The 21,935-nt window shown below is 70.7% G+C and carries 23 protein-coding genes; 9 read left to right on the top strand and 14 right to left on the bottom strand.

The annotated features are described in order from the left end of the window. Positions 1 to 13 precede the first annotated feature (13 nt). A complete protein-coding gene (locus tag NGB36_RS18480) occupies positions 14 to 1,297 on the top strand; it encodes a thymidine phosphorylase (RefSeq protein WP_255921545.1) in 1,284 nt (427 codons plus the stop codon). On the opposite strand, the gene NGB36_RS18475 is transcribed toward NGB36_RS18480, so the two are convergent. Further along, entirely contained in the window at positions 1,227 to 2,360 is a 1,134-nt protein-coding gene (locus tag NGB36_RS18475) for a GlxA family transcriptional regulator (RefSeq protein WP_255921428.1), read from the bottom strand. The two genes, NGB36_RS18480 and NGB36_RS18475, sit on opposite strands and share 71 nt — an antisense overlap. On the opposite strand from NGB36_RS18475, the gene NGB36_RS18470 reads away from it, so the two are divergent. Next, positions 2,331 to 2,471: a hypothetical protein gene (locus NGB36_RS18470; protein WP_255921427.1), complete on the top strand. Its 141-nt coding sequence runs from the start codon at positions 2,331 to 2,333 to the stop codon at positions 2,469 to 2,471. The two genes, NGB36_RS18475 and NGB36_RS18470, sit on opposite strands and share 30 nt — an antisense overlap. On the opposite strand, the gene NGB36_RS18465 is transcribed toward NGB36_RS18470, so the two are convergent. Next, positions 2,464 to 3,732, bottom strand: coding sequence for an MFS transporter (locus tag NGB36_RS18465; RefSeq protein WP_255921426.1), 1,269 nt, complete (start codon positions 3,730 to 3,732; stop codon positions 2,464 to 2,466). The two genes, NGB36_RS18470 and NGB36_RS18465, sit on opposite strands and share 8 nt — an antisense overlap. A gap of 133 nt (positions 3,733 to 3,865) precedes the next feature. On the opposite strand from NGB36_RS18465, the gene NGB36_RS18460 reads away from it, so the two are divergent. Both NGB36_RS18460 and NGB36_RS18455 read left to right on the top strand, forming a co-directional pair. After that, the gene (locus tag NGB36_RS18460) at positions 3,866 to 4,786 is read left to right on the top strand and encodes a LysR family transcriptional regulator (protein ID WP_255921425.1); all 921 of its coding nucleotides are present in this window, start codon (positions 3,866 to 3,868) and stop codon (positions 4,784 to 4,786) included. Between the two features lie 143 nt (positions 4,787 to 4,929). After that, on the top strand, positions 4,930 to 6,069 hold the full coding sequence (locus NGB36_RS18455; RefSeq protein WP_255921424.1) for a PP2C family protein-serine/threonine phosphatase: 1,140 nt from the start codon (positions 4,930 to 4,932) through the stop codon (positions 6,067 to 6,069). 168 nt (positions 6,070 to 6,237) lie between these two features. Here NGB36_RS18455 and NGB36_RS18450 read toward each other — a convergent pair whose 3' ends face one another. Continuing rightward, entirely contained in the window at positions 6,238 to 6,405 is a 168-nt protein-coding gene (locus NGB36_RS18450) for a hypothetical protein (protein WP_255921423.1), read from the bottom strand. 296 nt (positions 6,406 to 6,701) lie between these two features. Continuing rightward, positions 6,702 to 7,451: an alpha/beta hydrolase gene (locus tag NGB36_RS18445; protein ID WP_255921421.1), complete on the bottom strand. Its 750-nt coding sequence runs from the start codon at positions 7,449 to 7,451 to the stop codon at positions 6,702 to 6,704. Positions 7,452 to 7,636: 185 nt separating this feature from the next. Here NGB36_RS18445 and NGB36_RS18440 point away from each other — a divergent pair, with 185 nt between their 5' ends. Further along, positions 7,637 to 8,803: an adenosine deaminase gene (locus NGB36_RS18440; protein ID WP_255921544.1), complete on the top strand. Its 1,167-nt coding sequence runs from the start codon at positions 7,637 to 7,639 to the stop codon at positions 8,801 to 8,803. Between the two features lie 321 nt (positions 8,804 to 9,124). Next, a complete protein-coding gene (locus tag NGB36_RS18435) occupies positions 9,125 to 9,439 on the top strand; it encodes a hypothetical protein (RefSeq protein WP_255921420.1) in 315 nt (104 codons plus the stop codon). 96 nt (positions 9,440 to 9,535) lie between these two features. Here the strand turns inward: NGB36_RS18435 and NGB36_RS18430 are convergent, their stop codons facing one another. The 5 genes from NGB36_RS18430 to NGB36_RS18410 form a co-directional block, all read right to left on the bottom strand. Continuing rightward, on the bottom strand, positions 9,536 to 9,745 hold the full coding sequence (locus NGB36_RS18430) for a PspC domain-containing protein (protein WP_255921419.1): 210 nt from the start codon (positions 9,743 to 9,745) through the stop codon (positions 9,536 to 9,538). A 103-nt stretch (positions 9,746 to 9,848) separates the two neighbouring features. Further along, positions 9,849 to 10,376, bottom strand: coding sequence for a VanZ family protein (locus tag NGB36_RS18425; RefSeq protein ID WP_255921418.1), 528 nt, complete (start codon positions 10,374 to 10,376; stop codon positions 9,849 to 9,851). Between the two features lie 95 nt (positions 10,377 to 10,471). Further along, positions 10,472 to 11,092: a hypothetical protein gene (locus NGB36_RS18420; RefSeq protein ID WP_255921417.1), complete on the bottom strand. Its 621-nt coding sequence runs from the start codon at positions 11,090 to 11,092 to the stop codon at positions 10,472 to 10,474. Continuing rightward, positions 11,089 to 12,687: a sensor histidine kinase gene (locus NGB36_RS18415; RefSeq protein WP_255921416.1), complete on the bottom strand. Its 1,599-nt coding sequence runs from the start codon at positions 12,685 to 12,687 to the stop codon at positions 11,089 to 11,091. The genes NGB36_RS18420 and NGB36_RS18415 overlap by 4 nt, the downstream gene beginning before the upstream one ends. Positions 12,688 to 12,706: 19 nt before the next feature. Further along, positions 12,707 to 13,384: a response regulator gene (locus tag NGB36_RS18410; protein WP_255921415.1), complete on the bottom strand. Its 678-nt coding sequence runs from the start codon at positions 13,382 to 13,384 to the stop codon at positions 12,707 to 12,709. 191 nt (positions 13,385 to 13,575) lie between these two features. On the opposite strand from NGB36_RS18410, the gene NGB36_RS18405 reads away from it, so the two are divergent. Next, entirely contained in the window at positions 13,576 to 14,301 is a 726-nt protein-coding gene (locus NGB36_RS18405; protein WP_255921414.1) for a SigE family RNA polymerase sigma factor, read from the top strand. 213 nt (positions 14,302 to 14,514) lie between these two features. Continuing rightward, a complete protein-coding gene (locus NGB36_RS18400; RefSeq protein WP_255921413.1) occupies positions 14,515 to 14,886 on the top strand; it encodes a hypothetical protein in 372 nt (123 codons plus the stop codon). A gap of 21 nt (positions 14,887 to 14,907) precedes the next feature. On the opposite strand, the gene NGB36_RS18395 is transcribed toward NGB36_RS18400, so the two are convergent. From NGB36_RS18395 to deoC, 3 genes are read right to left on the bottom strand one after another with little or no spacing between them, the layout of a single operon-like run. Then, positions 14,908 to 15,783, bottom strand: coding sequence for an aldehyde dehydrogenase family protein (locus NGB36_RS18395; RefSeq protein WP_255921412.1), 876 nt, complete (start codon positions 15,781 to 15,783; stop codon positions 14,908 to 14,910). Further along, a complete protein-coding gene (locus NGB36_RS18390; protein ID WP_255921411.1) occupies positions 15,776 to 17,206 on the bottom strand; it encodes an aldehyde dehydrogenase family protein in 1,431 nt (476 codons plus the stop codon). The genes NGB36_RS18395 and NGB36_RS18390 overlap by 8 nt, the downstream gene beginning before the upstream one ends. Before the next feature lie 9 nt (positions 17,207 to 17,215). After that, on the bottom strand, positions 17,216 to 18,217 hold the full coding sequence (gene deoC, locus NGB36_RS18385; protein ID WP_255921410.1) for a deoxyribose-phosphate aldolase: 1,002 nt from the start codon (positions 18,215 to 18,217) through the stop codon (positions 17,216 to 17,218). Positions 18,218 to 18,399: 182 nt separating this feature from the next. Between deoC and NGB36_RS18380 the strand changes: the two genes are divergently transcribed. Continuing rightward, entirely contained in the window at positions 18,400 to 19,005 is a 606-nt protein-coding gene (locus NGB36_RS18380) for a PH domain-containing protein (RefSeq protein WP_255921409.1), read from the top strand. On the opposite strand, the gene NGB36_RS18375 is transcribed toward NGB36_RS18380, so the two are convergent. Both NGB36_RS18375 and NGB36_RS18370 read right to left on the bottom strand, forming a co-directional pair. Next, a complete protein-coding gene (locus NGB36_RS18375) occupies positions 19,002 to 20,699 on the bottom strand; it encodes a phospho-sugar mutase (protein WP_255921408.1) in 1,698 nt (565 codons plus the stop codon). The genes NGB36_RS18380 and NGB36_RS18375 overlap by 4 nt on opposite strands. A 10-nt stretch (positions 20,700 to 20,709) precedes the next feature. After that, on the bottom strand, positions 20,710 to 21,525 hold the full coding sequence (locus NGB36_RS18370; protein WP_255921407.1) for a purine-nucleoside phosphorylase: 816 nt from the start codon (positions 21,523 to 21,525) through the stop codon (positions 20,710 to 20,712). Positions 21,526 to 21,935: the final 410 nt, after the last annotated feature.

Here is a 21,935-nt window from a genome sequence, read left to right as displayed (position 1 = left end):
AGTTTCCATGGACATGGACGCCATCTCCGTCATCCGTACCAAGCGCGATCGTGGTCGTTTGAGCGATCAGCAGATCGACTGGGTGATCGATGCGTACACGCGCGGTGTGGTCGCCGACGAGCAGATGTCCGCGCTCGCCATGGCGATCCTGCTCAACGGCATGGACCGCGCCGAGATCGCCCGCTGGACCGCCGCGATGATCGCAAGCGGTGAGCGGATGGACTTCTCCTCGCTTCCGCGTCCGACCGCCGACAAGCACTCAACGGGCGGCGTCGGCGACAAGATCACTCTGCCGCTCGCGCCGCTCGTCGCCGCCTGCGGCGCCGCCGTGCCGCAGCTGTCCGGCCGCGGCCTCGGCCACACCGGTGGCACGCTCGACAAGCTGGAGTCGATCCCCGGCTGGCGTGCGCAGCTGACCAACGACGAGATGATGCGGGTGCTGCGGGAGGTCGGCGCCGTCGTCTGCGCGGCAGGCGACGGCCTGGCGCCTGCCGACAAGAAGCTGTATGCGCTGCGCGATGTGACGGGGACGGTCGAGGCGATCCCGCTGATCGCTTCGTCGATCATGTCGAAAAAGATCGCCGAGGGCACGGGTTCGCTCGTGCTCGATGTGAAGGTCGGCTCGGGCGCGTTCATGAAGAACATCGACGACGCCCGCGAACTGGCCCGCACCATGGTCGGGTTGGGTACCGACCACGGCGTGAAGACCGTCGCGCTGCTCACCGGAATGTCCACCCCGCTCGGCCTGACGGCAGGCAACGCCCTCGAAGTGCGCGAGTCGGTCGAGGTGTTGGCGGGCGGCGGTCCGGCGGACGTCGTCGAGCTGACGCTCGCGCTCGCCCGCGAGATGCTGGCTGCGGCAGGGCTGACCGATGCCGACCCGGCCAAGGCGCTCGCCGACGGCTCCGCGATGGACGTGTGGCGGCGCATGATCGCGGCGCAGGGCGGCGACCCGGACGCCCCGCTCCCGGTCGCTCGCGAGCAGCACGTCGTCACCGCCCCGGCCTCCGGTGTGCTGACGGAGCTCGACGCCTACGCGGTCGGCGTGGCCGCGTGGCGCCTCGGCGCCGGACGCGCGCGCAAGGAGGACCCCGTCCAGGCCGGCGCCGGTGTCGAACTCCACGCCAAGCCGGGCGATGTCGTCACCGCGGGGGCACCACTGCTGACCCTGCACACCGACACGCCCGAGCGGTTCGCCTATGCGCTGCAGGCGCTGGAGAGCGGCATCACGATCGCGCCGCAGGATGCGGCGTCGGTGTACGGACCGAGCCCGATCGTGCTCGACCGGATCGCCTGACGATCATTCGCTCGGCCGATCGCGGCTCGGACGATCGCGGCTCGGACGATCGCGCGGACTCGGGTGATCGATCGGATGATCGGTCGGGGCAGCGGAACGTATTGCGGTAGGCGCTCGGCGACACGCCGAGCGCCGCCTGCAGATGCTGGCGCAGTGAGGCGGCCGTGCCGAACCCCGCGTCGGATGCGATCCGGTCCACCGGCAGGTCCGTCTCCTCCAGCAGTTGCCGGGCCCGTTCGATGCGCTGCTGGGTGAGCCACTGCACCGGCGAGACCCCGGCCTCCTCACGGAAGCGACGAGTGAACGTCCGTACGCTCATCGCTTCCTTGGCGGCGAGCTCGCGCAAGGTGAGCGGGCGGTCCAGGTGCTGGAGAGCCCATGCACGGGCGGTGCCGGTGGAGGAGAACTGCGGCTCGGGCACGGGCCGTTGGATGTACTGGGCCTGTCCGCCGTCGCGGTGCGGCGGTACGACCGTTCCGCGGGCCACCTCGTTGGCGACCGCCGCGCCGTGATCGTTTCGGATCATGTGCAGGCACAGATCGATTCCGGAGGCGACGCCGGCCGAGGTGAGTACGTCGCCCTCATCGGTGTAGAGGACGTCCGGGTCGAGATCGACGGCCGGAAACTGCTTCCTGAACTGATCGGACGATCGCCAGTGCGTCGTCGCCCGCCGACCGTCGAGCAGTCCGGCAGCCGCGAGCACGAACGCGCCGGTGCAGATGGAGGCGATCCTGGTGCCGGGTCGTATGCGGTCGAGCGCCGCAGCGAGCGGCTCGTCGAGCGTTGCCCCACGGGGCTCGTAGTCCGCGTGCGCGGCGGGGATGATCACGGTGTCGGCCTCGTCGAGCGCCTCCGGGCCATGCGTCACATTGATGCTGAAGTCGGCGTCGGTCGGCACCTCGCCGGGCACGAGCGTGCAGGTCACCACCTCGTAGAGCGGTTCACCGGCGCCGGAGACGGCCTTGCCGAAGAGCCGGTGCACGATCCCCAGCTCTATCGGCAGTAGCCCGTTGCGTACGAGGACGGCGACGCGATGCCGGTCGGCGTGCGTGAAGGCGGCCATGGCCTGATTCTTGCATGCGGCCAGGATCAGGCCAAGGATGCATGGGCGTCGCAGGATATTCCCGAGCCGTTCGACGTGAAGATCGCCACGAGCCGCTTCCACCTCAACTGACCGCCGCGCCCCGCCGTTCCGCGACCGCCGCACGCCGCGTCGCGTACAGCGTCACGCCCGCCGCCACGGCCATCGCCGTCAGGCCGACGGCCACCATGCCCGGCCAGCCGCTCGTGTGGAAGGCGGTCGCGCCGACCGTGCCGCCCACGCTGTTGCCGACGTAATACGCCGTCAGGTACAGGGCGCTCGCCTGGGCGCGGCCCGATGTCGCCGCACGGGAGACCGCACCGGAGGCGACCGCATGCCCGATGAAGAACCCGGCCGTGATGAGCACGAGCCCCGCCAGCACCGCGGCGAGCGAACCCGCCAGGGTCAGCACGAGCCCCGCCGCCACGGCCGCGATCCCGCAGTACAGCGCACCCCGGCGCCCCAGGCCGGCCACCAGCTTTCCGGCCGCCGCGGAACTCGCGGTGCCCACCAGGTAGACCAGGAAGATCGACCCGACGGCGCCCTCGGGGAGATGGAAGGGCGCCTCGCTGAGGCGGTAGCCGAGCACCGTGTAGACCGACCCGAAGACGGACATGAACAGCAGTCCCAGGACATACAGCCGCACGAGCAGCGGGTTGGCCAGATGACCGGTGACCGTGCGCAGCAGCGCACGCGGACTGATCGCGGCCGGTGTGAAGTTCCTTGCCGTCGGAGTGAGAAGCCGGAACGCGATCGCGCACACCAGCGAGATCACGCCCAGCACGAACAGCGCCACCCGCCACCCCGCGAACTGCGCGACGAACCCCGCGATCACCCGTGAGCTCATCCCGCCGATGCTGTTGCCCGCGACGTAGAGCCCGATGGCGGAGGCGATCGCCTGTGGCGAGACCTCCTCGGCGAGATAGGCCATGGCGGTGGCCGGCAGACCGGCGAGCGCGACGCCCTGCAGCGTACGGAGCACCACCAGCACGGTCAGGTCGGGGGAGAAGGGAATGGCGAGCCCGATCAGCGCGGCGCTGAAGACGGAGGCGGCCATCACCGGCGTGCGCCCGTACTTCTCCGACAGTGCGCTGAGCGGGATCAACGCCACGGCGAGCCCTGCCGTCGTCATGGCGACGGTGAGGCTGGCCTGCGCCGGGGACACCCCGAGGTCGTCGGAGATCACGGGCAGCAGGCCCTGCGTGGAGTAGAGCAGCAGGAACGTGGCCATGCCCGCGGCGAAGAGCGCGAGGATGGCGCGGCGGTACCCGGTGGTGCCGGGCAGCAGCTTGGCTGACCGTGTTTCCGTGGTCGTGGGTCCGGCGGAGGCTCTGCTGCTCTCTACGGGAGGCATGCTGCGAGGCTAGGTTCCCCGTCGTTGATGCGTCCAATGCACGGATCGACGATAATCGTTCCATCTGAGCATCAGCAAAGCTCAGGTAATGCGTATGCCGTATGTCACCAGTACGCAACGGAAGAGACCTCCCGTGACCGAACCGTCCTCCCCTGCATGGCCCGCTGCCCTCGCTCCGCGGCTGGCTCAGTTCGTGGCCGTGGCGCGGCGCGAGCACGTGACGCGTGCGGCCCAGGACCTCGGGGTGCCGCAGTCCACGCTCAGCCGGGCCATGGTGCGGCTCGAAGCCGATCTCGGGGTGACGCTCTTCGCCCGCCACGGAAGAAACGTTTCGCTTACCCCGGCCGGGCGCACCTTCCTGCACTCGGTGGAACGCGCGCTGGACGGGATCGAACGCGCCGCCGAAGCGGTCCGAGCGGACGCCGACCCCGCATCCGGGCGTGTCGCCTTCGGCTTCCTGCACACTCTCGGGCCCGAGACCGTTCCCGGCCTGGTGAGCGAATTCCGCTCACACCATCCGCGCGTGCGCTTTCAGCTCGTCCAAAACTACGCCGAAGCCATGCTCGAACGGCTGCGCACAGGCCAACTCGACCTGTGCCTGACCGCACCGCTGCCCGATGCGCCCGATCTCGTCGTGCGGCCCCTCGACGAGCAGCGGCTGCGCCTCGTCGTACCGGACGGCCACCGGCTGGCCGCCCGCAAGCGTGTCCGCCTCGCCGAGGCGGCCGACGAAGTCTTCGTCACCCTCGAACCCGGTTACGGGCTGCGCCGTATCACCGATGAGCTGTGCGCCCAGGCGGGCTTCACCCCGACGGTCGCGTTCGAGGGCGAGGAGGCGGAGACGCTGCGCGGCCTGGTCGCCGCCGGTCTCGGCGTGGCGCTGCTCCCGCCGCCGGCCTTCCCCCGGCCCGGCGTCGTCGAGCTCGCCGTCACCGCACCCCGCGCGGTCCGCGAGATCGGGGTGGCCTGGCTCGACGGTCATCCCGACACCCCGCCGGTCGCCGCGTTCAAGCGCTTCCTGCTGAGCAGACGCGGGCAGTTGCTGCCACGGTGATCGTTCGCTCTTCCCTTCCCGCCGTAAGCCGATCGCCCATGTGATCATCGAAGCGGCAATGCGGCAAAAGCGGCAGCGATCCGCTCAACAGAAGCAAACGCTCACCGATCGACCGCGGTCACCGGAGCGAAGAGAGGAAGCGCATGGGTCGTCCGGGTCGTCCAGGTCGTCCGGGCCATTCCGCCGACCGCTGGCCCGTCTACGCCCAGTGGGCCCCCACCACGCTGATCGCAGCGGGCGTCATCTTCGACCTGCTGACCCCGATTCAGTACTCGGGAGGCCCACTGGTCGCCGTCGCCTGTGTGGCGGCCGGAGCGACCCTCCCGCTCCGCTCCACCGCGGCGGTCTGCGCCTTCACCTCGCTCGCCGTCCTGTGGCTCGCCTTCCGGCACGGCCTGTTCGGCCCCGAGCACGGCGGCGCGGAAGTCGCCAACGTGGTGATCGCCGCCCTCGCAGGCCTGGAGGTGAACCGGGTGATCCGGCGGTACGGGCGCCGCCTGGAGGCGGTGAGCACGGTGGCCGAGGCCGCCCAGCGCGCCGTGGTCCCCATGCCGCCGGAGCGCATCGGCCCGCTCACCGTCGCTGCCGTCTACCGGGCCGCACAGAGCGAGGCCCGGATCGGAGGCGACGCGTACGCCGTCGAGGACACCCCGTACGGCGTGCGGCTGCTCATCGCCGACGTGCGCGGCAAGGGCCTGGAGGCGGTCGGCGCCGTCTCGGTACTGCTCGGCGCCTTCCGTGAGGCGTCGCAGTGGTCCCCGGACCTTGGGGCGCTCGCCGGACGCCTGGAGCAGGCCCTCGTCCGGGAGGCGCGCCGCCGCAACGGCGAGGAGCTGCAGGAAGGATTCGTCACTGCCCTGCTCGGCGAGTTCGACCCCGACGGCTCCACGGTGCGCCTGCTCAACCGGGGCCACCCCGCGCCGTACCTCCTCCAGGCGTCGGCCCCGCCCCGCCCGCTCGACGCCTCGGCGCCCGACCTCCCGCTGTGCCTGGGGCCGCTGGGCGAGGAGCGCTCGGCCCCCGACAGCTTCGCCCTCCCGCCCGGTGCGACATTGCTGCTGGTCACGGACGGAGTGACGGAGGCACGCAACAAGGCGGGCGCCTTCTACGACGCGCGCGCCCGCCTGACCGGCCGTGGTCCCTTCGCGCGGCCGCAGGATGCGGTCGACACCCTGATGCGCGACGTCGAACGCTGGACGAGCGGCCGCCGCGCGGACGACATGGCGGTCCTCGCGGTCACCCACGGCACGGCTTGCCCAGAGGCCTTCATGCCGTCACATTGACGGCATGACGACAGGCCCAGCCTTTGCTGCCGTGTGTCTGGCAGCTGCGCCACAACTTCATGGCGTATGACGCCTCGCACGTAGCACTCGCGGAAAACCTCGGCGCGCGACTCATCACGTGCGACCCGAAGTTCGGCGACGGCTCCGGGGCTCGCTGCGCGATAACCGTCATCGAAGGGTGACCACCTCGCGCTGCGCGGCGCCCGTGATCTCACGGATGCCGGTGAGGATCGGCCGCAGCGCATCACGGCCGGATGCGTTCTCGGCGGCGGCCTCGAGTTCACGAAGCCGCCGGCGCGGGCGGGGAAGCGCTGGATGGCGACGAACTCTCCCCACCGTTGGAGGAAGGATCGCAGTGGGGCAATGGTGCTCTGGGCCGCTGATTGTCCCGCGGCTTCGTCCAGGTGTTCCAGGTGTTCCATGAAGGCGGGCAGGTGCGCGGGGGCGATCTGCGCGACCGCTGAGCGCAGGGCTCGCGGCATCAGGGCAGGCATGGAGATGAGGGGCCCGTCGGGCGTGGTGCGGTGGACGGTCATGTGCCTCTCCCGGCGGCGGACGGGTCGATCACCGCGACGCAGCTCGTGGCCGCACCCGAAGCCGAGCGTACGCCGTGTGGGGTTCTTCGCGGGCCGCTACCGCCCGAAGCCCACCGCCAGTGGCATGCGCAGGCCGAGCGGTGGCGGCGCGGCCAGCGCGTCCGTCACCGGGCGGGCGAAGGCGCGGCCGCAGAGCGTGCCCAGGGTGAAATCGGCCGCCAGGGCGAAGACTTCGGTGCGGTGCTGGTGGAGCGAGTGGCCGTCGGAGTGGACTTCGAAGCGGCAGACGTTCGGGTTGACCTTCTTCGCGCGCTCGGCGAAGCGGTACGACAGGTCCGGATCGGAGGTGCCGTCATCGGTGCCGTGGGCGATCAGGACGTGGCGGCCGACGAGGTGCCTGACCGGTTCCGGCTCCTGGGCCTCCTGACTGGGAGGAAGCCAGGGGGCGAGCGCCACCACGGAGTTGACGGCGGGGTGGCCTGCGGCGCGCAGCGCGGCGCGGGCACCCATGTCCACGCCGGCCAGGCACACCGGCACGTCGCCGTAGCGCCGTACGACCTCGTCCACCGCCCATTCGGCGTCCGCCGCGGGATGCGCGTGGCCGCCGTTCCAGCCGCGGAAGCGGTAGTGGACGATGTGGGCCACGAGCCCCTCGGTGCGCCCGGCCCGCACCAGGCGGCGGGCGAGCGGGAGCGCCGCCGCGGCGGCCACGGGGGAGCGGCGGCGCGTGCTCACCGGGCTGCCCGCGGGCAGCACGAGCACCGCCGCGCGGACGGCCGAACCCGTCCCCGCGCCGATCGCACGTCCCAATCTCGCCCCACGCACCGGTAAAGCTTGCGAAGCCATGGCAAAACCTTGGCAGAAGGAGAGGTGCGTTCCACCTGGCCGTCAGGTCAATCTTCGGTATCGGATCGGGACCGGATCCTGGACGACGCGCTCTCTACGCGCGTAGGAGCTAGCATCGGTGAATGCAGAGCGAGAGCATCACACCCGGTACCCCTGGCCCCTCCGGCGCCCCCGGCGCGCCCGCCATGGACCACATCCGCCGGGCACCCAAAGCCGTGCTTCACGATCACCTCGACGGCGGACTGCGCCCCGCCACCATCGTCGAACTCGCCGACGCCGTCGGCTACGGCGACCTGCCGGAGACCGACCCGGCGCAGCTCGCCATCTGGTTCCGTGAGGCCGCGGACTCGCCGGCGCTCGAAGGCGGGGCCGGGCTCGAACGGTACCTGGAGACCTTCGCCCACACCTGCGCCGTCATGCAGACCCGCGACGCGCTCTTCAGGGTCGCCGCCGAGTGCGCCGAGGACCTCGCCGCCGACGGGGTCGTCTACGCCGAGGTGCGCTACGCCCCCGAACAGCACCTGGAGGCCGGGCTCACCCTCGAAGAGGTCGTCGAAGCCGTCAACGAGGGATTCCGTGAAGGCGAGCGGCGAGCCCTCGCCGCGGGCCACCGCATCCGCGTTGGGGCGCTGCTCACCGCGATGCGCCACGCCGCCCGGTCGCTGGAGATCGCCGAGCTCGCCAACCGCTACCGCGACCTCGGCGTCGTCGGCTTCGACATCGCGGGCGCCGAGGCGGGCTTCCCGCCCACCCGTCACCTCGACGCGTTCGAATACCTCAAGCGCGAGAACAACCACTTCACCATCCACGCCGGCGAGGCCTTCGGCCTGCCGTCGATCTGGCAGGCGCTGCAGTGGTGCGGCGCCGACCGGCTCGGCCACGGCGTGCGGCTGATCGACGACATCCAGGTGGCGCACGACGGTTCGGTGAAGCTCGGGCGGCTGGCCGCGTACGTAAGGGACAAGCGTGTCCCGCTGGAGATGTGCCCGACCTCCAATCTCCAGACGGGTGCCGCGCCGTCGTACGCCGAGCATCCCATCGGGCTGCTCCGCCGACTGCATTTCCGGGTGACCGTCAACACCGATAACCGCTTGATGGGCGGAACGAGCATGAGCCAGGAGTTCGCACACCTGGTGAACGCTTTCGGATACACGCTCGACGACATGCAGTGGTTCACCGTCAATGCGATGAAGTCGGCGTTCATTCCTTTTGACGAACGTCTCGCGATGATCAACGACGTGATCAAGCCGGGTTACGCGGAGTTGAAATCCGAGTGGCTGTTCCGGCAGGCGGCCGCGGAAACCGCTGTGGCCAGCGAATCCACCCGGGACCAGGGGGTTGGGCAGGGCTGACGGTACCCGCGCCGGGCGCGGGAGGGGCTTGCGTCAGCACCGGGCGGCGCCCGCTCCCGGTTGATTGCGCGGCCAGCAGCACTTGGCTAGCGTCTGCGAATGGTGATCACTTCGTAACCAGGCGTGATCTCCCTTCGCCGGGCGACCGGCTGCCGGACGCGTGAATTCGGGTGCCGACGGTGCCGAATCCACGGCATTCGATGTTGCACATCCGACGTCACGCTCCGGAATTCCGAGGTAAGGCCTCAGCGCCTCCCCTGGCCCCGGGCCGGGGGCGCCCTTTTGCGGACCGAAACAAGCCACCCCTGAGGATGTAATTCGATGAAGACGGGAACCATCAAGACCCTCGGTGCCGCCGCGCTCGGCGTGGCCTTCGCCGCTGCCGCGGCGGGGACTGCGAGCGCCGCCCCCGTGACCTCGGCGCTGCCGAGCCTCCCTGGGACGGACGGTGCGACCTCGGCGGTGGGCAACATCACCAAGGCAGCGCCGGACCAGGTCGGCAAGACCGAGGACGCGATCAAGAGCGCCCCCAACACCCTCAAGGCCGCTCTGCCGAACACGGGCAACCAGGGCAACAGCGGACTGCTCGGCGGCCTGCAGGCCGGCCAACTGCCGGGCGCCGACGGCCTCGGCTGAGCCCGGCCGCACCCGAACGGGCCGCACCCCTGCTGCGTCCGCGTCGCAGGGGGCGGCCCGCTTGCTGCGCGCGCGCCGACGCGCCGGGCCGGTGGCTCAGCGTGCGGCGAAGCCCCGCGTGCTGCCCTCACCCGGCATCAGCACCCACAGCGCCAGATAGACCAGGAACTGCGGCCCGGGCAGCAGACAGGAGAGCAGGAAGATCACCCGCATCATCCCCGCGGAGATCCCGAAGCGGTCGGCCAGGTCGGCGCAGACTCCGGCGATCATCCGGCCGTTGCGGGGTCGTACGAGTGCGGCGGCCATGGACAGCAGCTCCTTCGGTGGAGAACCGGCCGACCGGTCAGTGGACCGGTGCGGTGATGGACTGCCTCCACGCTACGGGTGCATACCGGCGCGAATCATCGCTCTACGGGGCGACCCCGACCCTGGAAATCGTCGGGGTCGGTCCCTGAGCCGGGACCACTGTGGGCCCGTAGCCGCACCGCCGCAGCAGCGCCCGCCCGCCCGGCACCACCGCGAGGTGGGCGATCGCCACGCCCGTCGCGTTGAGCAGCACGGCGTCCACGTCGAACAGGTGCCCGCCGAACCACGTCCGCACCACCTGCAGCGCGAACGAGACCATCAGGCCGGCGAAGACCGTGCGGGCGAACGACGCCGCACCCAGCACGTCCACCCGCCCACCGGCCAACGGCAACAGGACGCCGAGCGGCGCCAGCAGCAGCAGCCCGCCACCGAGCGGCCGCCACGCCTCGGACGGGCCCAGCGCCAGATCGGCCCGGATCGTGTGCAGCGGGGTGAAGTTGCCCGCGGCCACCCACGTCGCCGACTGCGGCCGCAGCAGGAACCAGGCCACGACCGCCAGGTACAACGCCGTGAGCACCACACCGGCAGGGCGCGCCCAGGCAATGGTTCGCGTTTGGACTACTCGCTGCACGTGGGGAATGACGTCCCCCACTTCCGTCCGGTTCCAGCTTTACCGGTCTTTCGCCTGGTTGGCTCAGACATTTCTCGGCTCAGCTCCGACATTTCTCATGAGACGCTCGTCCCGGCGGTCGCGCCCGCGTCCGGCCGGGTGCGCATAGCGTCGTCGCACTGGTAGCGGCGGGGCGGAACGCTGTCGTCCGGGCCCCCGAGCACCACGCTGTGGTCCGTGGAGCCCGCCGCCGTCCCCGCGAACGTGCACACCAGTTGGGCGGCCGCGAACGAGGGCAGGCCGTCGGGATCCTGGTTGAGCCGCAGCGTGTCGGCAGGATCCCCGTGGGCCGGGCCGCTGACGGAGAGTCCGCCGGGCACCTCGGAGGCGAAGCCCCCGTTCTCCTCGGCCGCATCCGGCTTGCTCTGCAACTCGGCCAGCAGCAGCCGCGCGGTGGCCAGCCGGTCGGTGGGAAGGCGCGGGATGATGCGCTCGACGGGTGCTACGCGCTGCGCGCACACCAGGTAGATCTGCACGCCCTGTGTGCGCTGTGCGCCCTGCACGCCCGCGGAGCCCGTGGCGGGCGTCGACGTTCCCGACAGCGGCACGGCGCACGAGACCCGGCTGGGCGCGGCGCCCGCGTCCACCGGCACGCTCGTGGACCGGATGCCGCAGCCCGCCACGGCGCTCAGGCCCAGCAGCGAAAGCGCCGTCACCACCACCGGCCGCCACTTCATTGCTGCTCCCCGCCCTCGGTGTCGTGGTCGTCCACGTCTGTGTTTGCGTCGGCGTCGTTCACCTCGTCGTGTTCGCACTCCTGCGATGCGTGCCGGTCGCCGTCGTCCCGGCCTTCGGAATCCTCCGGCGGGATCGGCAGCCGCATGGTGAACACCGCGCCGCCCTCCGGGCCGTTGGCCACCGTGATCGTCCCGCCGTGCAGGCGTACGTTCTCCATGGCGATGGACAGGCCCAGACCGCTGCCCTCGGAGCGGGCGCGTGAGGCATCGGCCTTGTAGAAGCGGTCGAAGACGTGCGGCAGGACCTCGGCCGGGATGCCGGGACCGTTGTCGGCGACCTCCACGACCACCTCCGCCGGCTCGGTGAGGTCCTCCCGCACCGACACTCGTACCGGCGATCCGCCGTGTTTGAGCGCATTGCCGATCAGATTGGCCAGCACCACATCTATCCGCCGCGGGTCGAGGCGGACGACGATGCCGCGCGGGGCGTCCAGTTCGACCGCGTCCAGCCAGGCGCGCGCGTCGATGCACGCCGTCACCAGGTCGGCGACGTCGATCGGATCGAGGTGCACCTTCGCGGTGCCCGCGTCGAAGCGGGTCACCTCCATCAGGTTCTCCACCAGATCGCCGAGCCGCCGCGTCTCGTCGACGACGAGCCGTACCGCCGGTGCGATCATCGGATCGAGTGAATCGGCCTCGTCCTCCAGCACTTCGGTCACCGCGGTGATGGCCGTGAGCGGTGTGCGCAGCTCGTGCGACATGTCGGCCACGAAGCGGCGCGACGCCTCCTCGCGGCTGCTCAACTCCTCGACCCTGCGCTGCAATGCCTCGGCCGCATTGTTGAACGTGTGTGACAGCTCGGCGAGTTCGTCGGTGCCCGACACCCGGAGCCGGGTGTCCAGATGGCCCTCGCCGAGCCGCCGTGCCGCGTCCCCGAGCCGCTGCACCGGACGCAACACGGTCGACGCGGCGGCCTGTGCCAGCAACGCCGCACCGATCAGGGCGAGGAGCGTTGCGATACCGAGTGACCAAGCGAGCGAATTGAGGTCCGAACGCTCGGCGTCGAGCGATTTGTACATGTAGCCGGTCGGGCCGTTGCCGATCATCTTGGCGCCGCCGACGAGGAACGGGCGCCCGCCGGGCGTCGTCCGCTGCCAGTACAGGTGGTACGTGGAGTGGTTGCCGCCGCCCAGCGGGCGTGCCTTCTCCACCGCCTTCTGCAGTGCGGCCGGCACCTGGTCGAGGGTGAAGACGTCACGGTCGGAGGTGGCGGCGCACTGGTTGCCGTCGGCGTCTCTTGAGATCAGCAGCACCTGGTAGTTCTGGGTGCTCTGCGCCATCCGGTCGGCCGCCTGCTGCAGCTCGTCGCAGGGCGGGTTGACGGGCAGCGAGCCGACGTTGCGCGTCATCGACGCCCGGAAGTCGTCGAGCGCCGCATTCTGCGCACGAGTGAGCACGGCGTCGCGGTTGAGCCAGTACGCGATGCCGGACGCGGAGACCGCGGCAGTCAGCGCCACTGCGGCGAACACCGCGACAAGGCGCAGCCGCAGGCTCCCGAACCGCAGCCGGGACAACCCCACGACCAGACGCTTCATGTGCGCCTCACCGCGCTTTTCACGACGGCGGGTCCAGCCGGTAGCCGACGCCCCGCACGGTGCGGATCAGCTTCGGGGACGACGGCACGTCCTCGACCTTCGCCCGCAGCCGCTGCACGCAGGCGTCGACAAGACGCGAGTCGCCCAGATAGTCGTGCTCCCACACCAGCCGCAGCAGCTGCTGGCGGGAGAGCGCCTGGCCCGGTCTGCGGCTCAGTTCCAGCAGCAGCCGCAGCTCGGTCGGGGTCAGCTGCAGGTCCTCGCCGTCCTTCGTCACGGTCATCGCCGATCGGTCGATCACAAGCGAGCCGAAAGAAGCGGCATCCGAGCTGTCGCGCTCCCCGCGCCGCAGCACCGCCCGGATACGAGCGTCGAGCACTCGCGGCTGGATCGGCTTGACGACGTAGTCGTCCGCACCCGATTCGAGGCCCACCACCACATCGATGTCGTCGCTGCGCGCCGTGAGCAGGATGATCGGCAGCTGGTCGGTCCGGCGGATCCGCCGGCACACCTCGAACCCGTCGATGCCGGGAAGCATCACGTCCAGCACGATCAGGTCGGGACGCTGCTCGCGCAGCCGGTCCAGACCGTCTTCGCCGGTCGCGGCGGCCACCACACGGTGGCCCTGCCGGGTCAGGGCAAGTTCAAGGCCGGTACGGATGGCGTCGTCGTCCTCGATAAGCAACAGGAAGGGCACGGGGGTCATTGTGGCCCAAGGGTGTGCGCCGTATCGAACCGTGAGCCGGACCACGCCTGCGTCCTCTGTTGCGAGGCTGTGACACTCGGCGGACAGGCTCATGAAAGTGGTCCGACAGTCTGGTGGAACGACGGCGGGCACCACCGCCGCGAACAACCGTCCGAATCCGTTTCCACCCACGGGGGCATGAGATGAGCGCCATGCACACCACCACCTCCACCGCGCCTGTGCGGCAGCGACCGCGCACCGCCGGGTGGAACACCGCAGAGCTGTCCGGTGCCGCCGCCGCGCGGGGGTGCGCTCGTGGCACCGGACGTACGCCCGTACGCCACCGCCCGCCCTACATGACGGCGATCGACGGCGGAGCCGTCTGCGAGGGCGAGCGGGAGGCCGCGACCGAAGCGGACTTCACGGCGTACGTCAACGAGCGCCGCGCCGCGCTCTACGCCACCGCCTACCACCTGACCGGCGACCGCCACGAGGCCGAGGACCTGCTGCAGAGCGCGCTGTTCTCGACCTACCGGGCCTGGGACCGGATCAGCGACAAGGCGGCGGTCGGCGGCTACCTGCGCCGCACCATGACCAACCTGCACATCAGCGCGTGGCGCCGCCGCAAGCTCAACGAGTACCCGACCGAGGAGCTCCCCGAGACCGCGGGCGACGCGGACACGATGAGCGGCACCGAGCTGCGCGCCGTGCTGTGGCAAGCCCTCGCCCGCATACCGGAGACGCAGCGCACGATGCTCGTGCTGCGCTACTACGAAGGCCGGACCGACCCGGAGATCGCCGACATCCTCGGCATCAGCGTCGGCACCGTCAAGAGCAGCATCTGGCGCTCGCTGCGGCGGCTGCGCGAGGACGAGGGGCTGGCCCGCGGGCGTGACGAGAGCGAGGCCTTCGGCGAGCTGGTCACCTGAGGCACACGAGGACGCGAGGACAGGGGGGACCGGGGGGGTTCCGGGGGAAACCGGAGGAACCGGGGGAATCCGGGGTGCGAAGGGGCGGGACCGTTCGGTCCCGCCCCTTCGTGCTGCTCGTATGTGCGTTTCGAGCGGTTGTGGACGATGCGCGTTCAATCAATTACCCTACGCTGTCAAGCCGCTTGTGTCCGCGATGTCAGGTAGGTCGCTATGCCGTCTATTCGTACCCGTCCCACCGCGCGCGCCCTGATGCGCTCCGCCGTCGCCCTGTCGGCCGCGGGCGCGGCCCTGGCAGCCGGCGCCGGAGCCGCCGCGGCCAACGGCAAGCCGTCGCACGATGCAGCGGGCCCGGTCGCGGCGGGCCCGGTCGGTGAGCTCAGTCCGGCGATCGCGCCGATCACACACCTGCAGCTCAACCCGCTGGGCCGCACCCCGGTCGACCCGACCACCAACGGCGTCGGTATCCAGCTCGCCGACTTCAAGCCGATCGCCACGACGGATCTGACGAAACCGCTCTCGGACGGCGATTCGATCTCCCAATTGCCGTATGTCGGCGAGGCGACACGGGCCCTTGTGGGGTGAGGGGACCGACGCCGCTGACGATCACACGCCGATCGGATGCCAGACGGTCTTCGTCTCGAGGAAGGCGAGCAGCCGCTCGGTGCCGGGGTCGGCCGCCCAGTCCACAGGCTGTGGACGCAGGACTCGCTTGAGGTTTCCGGTCGCCGCGATCTCGAGCTCCTTCGCCGTCTGCGAGGCTCCGGCTCCGGTCAGATCGATTGCATTGACATCCTGGTGCGCCGCCAGGTGCGGACCGATCTCCGCGGCCTTGCCCGAAAGGATGTTGACCACACCGGCCGGCAGGTCGGAGGTGGCGAGCACCTCGGCGAGCGAGAGCGCGGGCAGCGGGGCCCGCTCGGAGGCGATCACGACGGCCGTGTTGCCCGTTGCGATCACCGGTGCGAGCACCGACACCAGGCCGAGGAACGACGACTCCTGCGGCGCCAGCACCGCGACCACGCCGGTCGGCTCGGGGGTGGAGAGGTTGAAGTACGGACCGGCGACCGGGTTCGCCGCGCCCGCGATCTGCCCGATCTTGTCGGTCCAGCCCGCGTACCAGACCCAGCGATCGATGGTGGCGTCGACCACCGCGGCCGCCTTCGCCCTCGACAGTCCCTCGGCGTCGGCGACCTCACGGGCGAACTGCTCGCGGCGCCCCTCAAGCATCTCCGCGATCCGGTACAGGATCTGACCGCGGTTGTACGCGGTCGCGCCCGACCAGCCGGCGAACGCCTTGCGTGCGGCGACGACCGCGTCCCGTGCGTCCTTGCGGGAGGCCAGCGGTGCGTTGGCCAGCCACTTGCCCTTTGCGTCGGCCACCTCGTACACCCGCCCGCTCTCGCTGCGGGGGAACTTCCCCCCGAAGAACAGCTTGTAGGTCTTGAAAACGCTCAAACGCTCAGATTTCGCGTCAGACATTCAGATACGCCTCCAGACCGTGGCGGCCGCCCTCACGGCCGAAGCCCGACTCCTTGAAGCCGCCGAACGGCGAGGTCGGGTCGAACTTGTTGAACGTGTTGGCCCACACCACGCCCGCGCGGAGCTTGTCGGCCATCCACAGGATGCGCGAGCCCTTCTCCGTCCAGATCCCGGCTGACAGGCCATACGGCGTGTTGTTCGCCTTCTCCACGGCCTCGGCAGGAGTGCGGAACGTCAGCACCGACAGCACCGGCCCGAAGATCTCCTCACGCGCGATGCGGTGCGCCTGCGTGACGCCCGTGAACAGCGTCGGGGCGAACCAGAAGCCGGTGGACGGCAGCTCGCACGCCGGTGCCCAGCGCTCGGCGCCCTCTGCCTCGCCGCTGTCGGCGAGCGCGGTGATCCGGGCCAGTTGCTCGGCGGAGTTGATGGCGCCGATGTCGGTGTTCTTGTCGAGCGGGTCGCCGACGCGCAGCGTCGCCATGCGGCGCTTGAGCGAGTCGAGCACTTCGTCCGCGACCGACTCCTGCACCAGCAGGCGCGAGCCGGCGCAGCACACATGGCCCTGGTTGAAGAAGATCCCGTTGACGATTCCCTCGACGGCCTGGTCGACGGGCGCATCGTCGAAGACGATGTTGGCCGCTTTGCCGCCGAGTTCGAGGGTGAGCTTCTTGTCGGTGCCGGCCACCGTGCGGGCGATGGCCTTGCCGACCTCGGTCGACCCGGTGAAGGCCACCTTGTCGATCCCGGGGTGGGCGACGAGTTCGGCGCCGGTCGAGCCGTCACCGGTGAGGATGTTGACGACGCCCTTCGGCAGCCCCGCCTGGCGGCAGATGTCGGCGAAGAACAGCGCGGAGAGCGGGGTCGTCTCTGCGGGCTTGAGCACCACCGTGTTGCCGCAGGCCAGCGCGGGGGCGACCTTCCAGGCGAGCATCAGCAGCGGGAAGTTCCACGGGATGACCTGGCCCGCGACGCCCAGCGGCCTGGGATCGGGACCCCAGCCCGCGTACGAGAGCTTGTCGGCCCAGCCCGCGTAGTAGAAGAAGTGCGCGGCGACGAGCGGAAGATCGGTATCGCGCGATTCGCGGATCGGTTTTCCGTTGTCGAGCGATTCGAGCACAGCGAGCTCGCGTGAGCGTTCCTGGATGATCCGTGCAATGCGGAACAGATACTTGCCGCGCTCGGCGCCGGGCAGGGCGGACCACGACGAGTACGCCGTGCGCGCGGCCTTCACCGCCGCGTCGACATCGTCGCCGCCGGCATGGGCGACCTCGGAGAGCACTTCCTCGGACGACGGCGAGATCGACTTGAAGACCTTGCCGCCGGCCGCCTCGCGGAACTCGCCGTCGATGAACAGGCCGTAGGACGGCGCGATGTCGACGACCGCTCGCGACTCAGGTGCGGGTGCGTATGCGAAAGCCATCGTGACTCCTCAGTCCACCGTCACGTAATCGGGGCCGGAGTAGCGGCCCGAGCTGAGCTTCTGGCGCTGCATCAGCAGGTCGTTGAGCAGACTGGAGGCCCCGAAGCGGAACCACTGCGGGCTCAGCCACTCCTCGCCCAGCGTCTCGTTCACCATCACCAGATACTTGATCGCGTCCTTGGTCGTCCGGATGCCGCCGGCCGGCTTCACCCCCACCTGTACCCCGGTGGCGGCGCGGAAGTCGCGTACCGCCTCCAGCATCAGCAGGGTGTTGGGCGGGGTGGCGTTGACGGCCACCTTCCCGGTCGAGGTCTTGATGAAGTCGGCACCGGCCAGCATCGCCAGCCACGAGCAGCGGCGGATGTTGTCGTACGTCGCCAGTTCACCGTTCTCGAAGATCACCTTCAGGTGCGCGGACGTCCCGTCCGCGCGGCCGCACGTCTGCTTGACGGCCTTGATCTCCTCGAAGACCTGCATGTACCGCCCGGAGAGAAAGGCGCCGCGGTCGATGACCATGTCGACCTCGTCCGCGCCCGCGGCCACCGCATCGGCGGTGTCCGCGAGCTTGACCTGCAACGACGCACGTCCGGCGGGGAATGCGGTGGCCACCGAGGCAACGTGCACAGGGGGGCTTCCGGCCCCGGACAGTGCCTCCTTGGCGGTCTTCACCATGTCCGGGTAGACGCAGATCGCGGCGACGCGCGGCGTCGTACGGTCCGCGGGGTCGGGGTGGACGCCCTTGGCGCACAACGCCCGGACCTTGCCCGGGGTGTCCGCGCCTTCCAGGGTGGTCAGGTCGATCATCGAGATCGCCAGATCGATGGCGTACGCCTTTGCGGTCGTCTTGATCGAACGGGTGCCGAGCATGGCGGCGCGGCCTTCGAGGCCGACCGCGTCGACTCCGGGCAGTCCGTGCAGGAAGCGGCGCAGTGCTGCGTCGGACGCGGTGACGTCGGCCATCGACGCCAGCCGCCCGGCGGCCTCCGGGCCGTGAGCTGGAACAGTGGGCATGGTCACCAGCGGAGCATATCTACGCGCGTAGCGGCTGTCATCCCCCACCCAGCCGCCGACGCCGATCGATGCGATACCGCAACCCGCACTCGCCTGCCCCGGACCTGCCCCGGACCTGCAGCGATCGGCCGCCCCGGACCTGCCGCGATCGCGCCGCCCCGCCGTCGTGCAGAATCGGTCGCATGACGACCCCGAAGTCCGAAGCTCCCCGCCCGCACTACGCCGACCGTGCCTTCCGCTCCCCGATGGGCGTACTCGGCGGCGTGCTGCTGCTCGGGCTCGGCGGTTGGATGGCCGGCGACGCGATGGTGCAGGGCACCGGGCGCGCTCCCTGGCTCGCGCTCGCTGCGGTGATCGCTCTTGCACCGCTGGTGATCGCTTTCACCCTCCGCCCTGTCGTCTACGCAAGCGATGTACGAATGCTCGTACGCAACCCGTTCCGCACCATCACCATCCCGTGGGCACAGATCACGGAGCTGCGATCGGGCTTCTCCAACGAGGTCCTCGTCGACGGCGTGAAGTACCAGCTGTGGTCGGTCCCCGTCTCGCTGCGCGCCCGCAAGAAGGCGACCCGCCGCACCGCCCGGCAGCTCCAGGGCGCGGACGCCGATCAGGCCCCGGCGCGCCCCTCGTCCGACCAGGACATGGAGCACCTGCGCGAACTCGCCCAGCGGAACGCGACCAACGAGGGCGCGAAGGGCGAGATCACCGTCCGCTGGGCCTACGAGATCATCGCGCCCGCCGTCGCGGGCGCGATCGTCTTCGCTGTCCTGCTGGCCACGGGTTAGACCCGGTCCGGACCGGGTGCCTGGATCCCGGCCGCCGCCGACAGGTCCTTCTTCATCTCCGCGAGCACCGAGGACGCGGTGACCCGGGCCTGTGCCAGCGCCTGCGCCGACCCGACCGGAACGACCGCCTCCAGGTAGCACTTGAGCTTCGGTTCCGTACCGCTCGGCCGGACGATCACGCGCGCCGACTCCACTCTGCTGTCGCCCGCCAGCCGATAGCGCAGACCGTCGGTGGGCGGGAGCGTCTCGCTTCCCTTGCTGAGATCCTCCGCCGAGACGACCGCAAGGCCCGCAAGGCGGGACGGCGGTCGCTCGCGCAACCGCGCCATCGCGTCGGCGATCAGCGACAGGTCGGCGACCCGCACCGACAGCTGGTCCGTCGCGTGCAGACCGTGCTCCAGCGCGAGCTCGTCGAGCAGTCCGGTGAGTGTGCGGCCGGAGCGCTTGAGCGACGCGGCGAGCTCAGCGACGACCAGGGCGGCCGTGATGCCGTCCTTGTCCCGTACGCCCTCAGGGTCGACGCAGTAGCCGAGCGCCTCCTCGTACCCGTACCGAAGGCCCGGCACACGCGCGATCCACTTGAAGCCGGTGAGCGTGTCCGCGTACTCGACACCCGCCGACGCCGCGATCCGCGACAGCAACGAGCTGGAGACGATCGACGCCGCGAACGTCCCCGATGCGCGACCGCCGTCCACCAGATGCGCCGCCAGCAGCGCACCGACCTCGTCGCCACGCAGCATCCGCCACCCCGACGCCTCACCCGCGTCCGGGACGGCGACCGCGCAGCGGTCCGCGTCCGGATCGTTGGCGATGACGATGTCGGGCCGGGCCGCGGAAGCGGTGGTGAACGCCATGTCCATCGCCCCCGGTTCCTCGGGGTTGGGGAAGGCGACGGTGGGGAAATCAGGATCCGGTTCTGCCTGCATGGGCACGACGACCGGCGCCGGGAAACCCGCCTGCGTGAACGCCGCGCTCAGCACGTCCCGCCCCACCCCGTGCAGCGGCGTGTAGACGACCGACACATCGCGCGGCCCGTCCGGCGACACGACGGAAACCGCCCGCGCCAGATACGCATCGACGACCTCCTCGCCGAGCACCTCCCAGCTGCCCTCGTCCGCGAGTTCCACACCGGCCAGCGGGCCGACGGCGGCGATCCGTTCAGCGATCTCAGCGTCGGCGGGCGGCACGATCTGCGAGCCGTCGCCCAGGTAGACCTTGTAGCCGTTGTCGCGCGGTGGGTTGTGGCTGGCGGTCACCATCACGCCGGCGGCCGCGCCCAGATGACGGATCGCGAACGCGAGTACGGGAGTCGGCAGCGGCCGCGGCAGCAGCGCGGCACGCAGCCCGGCACCGGCCATGACGGCGGCGGTGTCCCGTGCGAAGTCGTACGACTTGTGGCGCGCGTCGTACCCGATCACGACCAGGCCGCCTGCCTGTCCCTGCGCCTTCAGGTATGCCGCAAGCCCGGCGGCGGCCCGGATCACCACGGCGCGGTTCATCCGCATGGGCCCCGCGCCCAGCTCGCCGCGGAGCCCCGCGGTGCCGAACTGCAGCGTCCCGCTGAAGCGGTCGGCGATCTCGGCCTCGGCCTGCGGCGTGCCCGCGTCGAGCAGGGCCGCCAACTCGGCCCGGGTCTGCGGGTCCGGGTCCTCCGCAAGCCATGCGCGGGCCCGGGACAGCGTGTCGATTCCCAACGGGGACTCCTTAGAGACGGCCGAGCACCTGTGCGAGGAGGCTGCCCATCCGGGTGGCGGAGTCGCGTCCGGCCTCCAGCACCTCTTCGTGGTTGAGCGGCGCTCCCGTCATGCCGGCGGCGAGGTTGGTCACCAGGGAGATGCCGAGCACCTCGGCGCCGGCCTCGCGGGCGGCGATCGCTTCGAGCGTCGTCGACATGCCGACCAGGTCCCCACCGATCGCCCGAACCATGCCGATCTCGGCCGGCGTCTCGTAGTGCGGGCCGGGGAGCTGGACGTAGACGCCCTCGGTGAGGGTCGGATCGACCTCCTTGCACAGCGCGCGCAGCCGCGGCGAGTACAGGTCCGTCAGATCGACGAAGTTGGCGCCGACGATGGGCGAGGTCGCCGTCATGTTGATGTGGTCGCTGATGAGGACCGCCTCACCGGGGCGGAAGGCGGGGCGCAGGCCCCCGCATCCGTTGGTGAGCACCACGGTCTTGCAGCCGGCGGCGACGGCCGTGCGCACACCGTGCACGACGGCGGCCACGCCGCGCCCCTCGTACAGGTGGGTGCGGCCCAGGAAGATCAGCGCGCGCTTGTCGCCGACGCGTACGGACCGCACCTTGCCGGCGTGGCCGGCGACGGCGGGCGGGGGGAAGCCGGGGAGGTCGGTGACGGGGAATTCATGGTCGGCTGCGCCGAGGGCGTCGGCGGCGGGGACCCAGCCGGAGCCCATGACGAGGGCGACGTCGTGGGAGGAGGCGCCCGTCAGCTCGCGCAGGCGGGACGCGGCGTCTTCGGCGGCGGCGTAGGGGTCGGGGGAAGGAGTTGCGTTCACGCGCATGAGGGTAACCGGTAATCGCCTACGCGCGTAGACGCCTCCCGGCGCGGGATCGCGATATTTGGGCGTTCGCCCAATTGACGCGGGCCCCGTGACTGGTCTGGTCACGTGTCCGGGCTCACGTGCGCCTTGGCGCTGCGCGCCGGCTTCCCGGTGGCGTGATTGGCCTGATCACGTGCGCCTGGCCGCCGTCGGCCCGATGGCGTGATTGGCCTGATCACGTGCCCGGGCTCACGTGCGCGCGGCACCGCTGGCGTGATTGGCCCGGTCGCGTGTCTGGGGGCGCGTTGCGCCGTGGCGTGGTTGGGGGGGTCGGTGCCGCTGTGGGGTGCCTCCTCGGCGCTCGAACGTCAGGTGGCCTGCTTTGTGTGCCGCGCGGTTGTTCTCGTCGCCTGCGGGGGCACCCCTGCGCG

The sequence above is a fragment of the Streptomyces humicola genome (assembly GCF_024436035.1).
Taxonomy (GTDB): domain Bacteria; phylum Actinomycetota; class Actinomycetes; order Streptomycetales; family Streptomycetaceae; genus Streptantibioticus_B; species Streptantibioticus_B humicola.
Note: the sequence above shows the minus strand (reverse complement) of the source record. Positions and strands in the feature narration are given on the sequence as shown.

What these genes read in the sequence shown, in the direction of transcription:
- NGB36_RS18480 (WP_255921545.1), top strand. Translation starts at nt 14, where the DNA reads ATGGACGCCATCTCCGTCATCCGTACCAAGCGCGATCGTGGTCGTTTG.
- NGB36_RS18470 (WP_255921427.1), top strand. Translation starts at nt 2,331, where the DNA reads ATGCCGGTCGGCGTGCGTGAAGGCGGCCATGGCCTGATTCTTGCATGC.
- NGB36_RS18475 (WP_255921428.1), bottom strand. Translation starts at nt 2,360, where the DNA reads ATGGCCGCCTTCACGCACGCCGACCGGCATCGCGTCGCCGTCCTCGTA.
- NGB36_RS18465 (WP_255921426.1), bottom strand. Translation starts at nt 3,732, where the DNA reads ATGCCTCCCGTAGAGAGCAGCAGAGCCTCCGCCGGACCCACGACCACG.
- NGB36_RS18455 (WP_255921424.1), top strand. Translation starts at nt 4,930, where the DNA reads ATGGGTCGTCCGGGTCGTCCAGGTCGTCCGGGCCATTCCGCCGACCGC.
- NGB36_RS18445 (WP_255921421.1), bottom strand. Translation starts at nt 7,451, where the DNA reads ATGGCTTCGCAAGCTTTACCGGTGCGTGGGGCGAGATTGGGACGTGCG.
- NGB36_RS18440 (WP_255921544.1), top strand. Translation starts at nt 7,637, where the DNA reads ATGGACCACATCCGCCGGGCACCCAAAGCCGTGCTTCACGATCACCTC.
- NGB36_RS18435 (WP_255921420.1), top strand. Translation starts at nt 9,125, where the DNA reads ATGAAGACGGGAACCATCAAGACCCTCGGTGCCGCCGCGCTCGGCGTG.
- NGB36_RS18430 (WP_255921419.1), bottom strand. Translation starts at nt 9,745, where the DNA reads ATGGCCGCCGCACTCGTACGACCCCGCAACGGCCGGATGATCGCCGGA.
- NGB36_RS18420 (WP_255921417.1), bottom strand. Translation starts at nt 11,092, where the DNA reads ATGAAGTGGCGGCCGGTGGTGGTGACGGCGCTTTCGCTGCTGGGCCTG.
- NGB36_RS18415 (WP_255921416.1), bottom strand. Translation starts at nt 12,687, where the DNA reads ATGAAGCGTCTGGTCGTGGGGTTGTCCCGGCTGCGGTTCGGGAGCCTG.
- NGB36_RS18405 (WP_255921414.1), top strand. Translation starts at nt 13,576, where the DNA reads ATGAGCGCCATGCACACCACCACCTCCACCGCGCCTGTGCGGCAGCGA.
- NGB36_RS18400 (WP_255921413.1), top strand. Translation starts at nt 14,515, where the DNA reads ATGCCGTCTATTCGTACCCGTCCCACCGCGCGCGCCCTGATGCGCTCC.
- NGB36_RS18395 (WP_255921412.1), bottom strand. Translation starts at nt 15,783, where the DNA reads ATGTCTGACGCGAAATCTGAGCGTTTGAGCGTTTTCAAGACCTACAAG.
- NGB36_RS18390 (WP_255921411.1), bottom strand. Translation starts at nt 17,206, where the DNA reads ATGGCTTTCGCATACGCACCCGCACCTGAGTCGCGAGCGGTCGTCGAC.
- deoC (WP_255921410.1), bottom strand. Translation starts at nt 18,217, where the DNA reads ATGCCCACTGTTCCAGCTCACGGCCCGGAGGCCGCCGGGCGGCTGGCG.
- NGB36_RS18380 (WP_255921409.1), top strand. Translation starts at nt 18,400, where the DNA reads ATGACGACCCCGAAGTCCGAAGCTCCCCGCCCGCACTACGCCGACCGT.
- NGB36_RS18370 (WP_255921407.1), bottom strand. Translation starts at nt 21,525, where the DNA reads ATGCGCGTGAACGCAACTCCTTCCCCCGACCCCTACGCCGCCGCCGAA.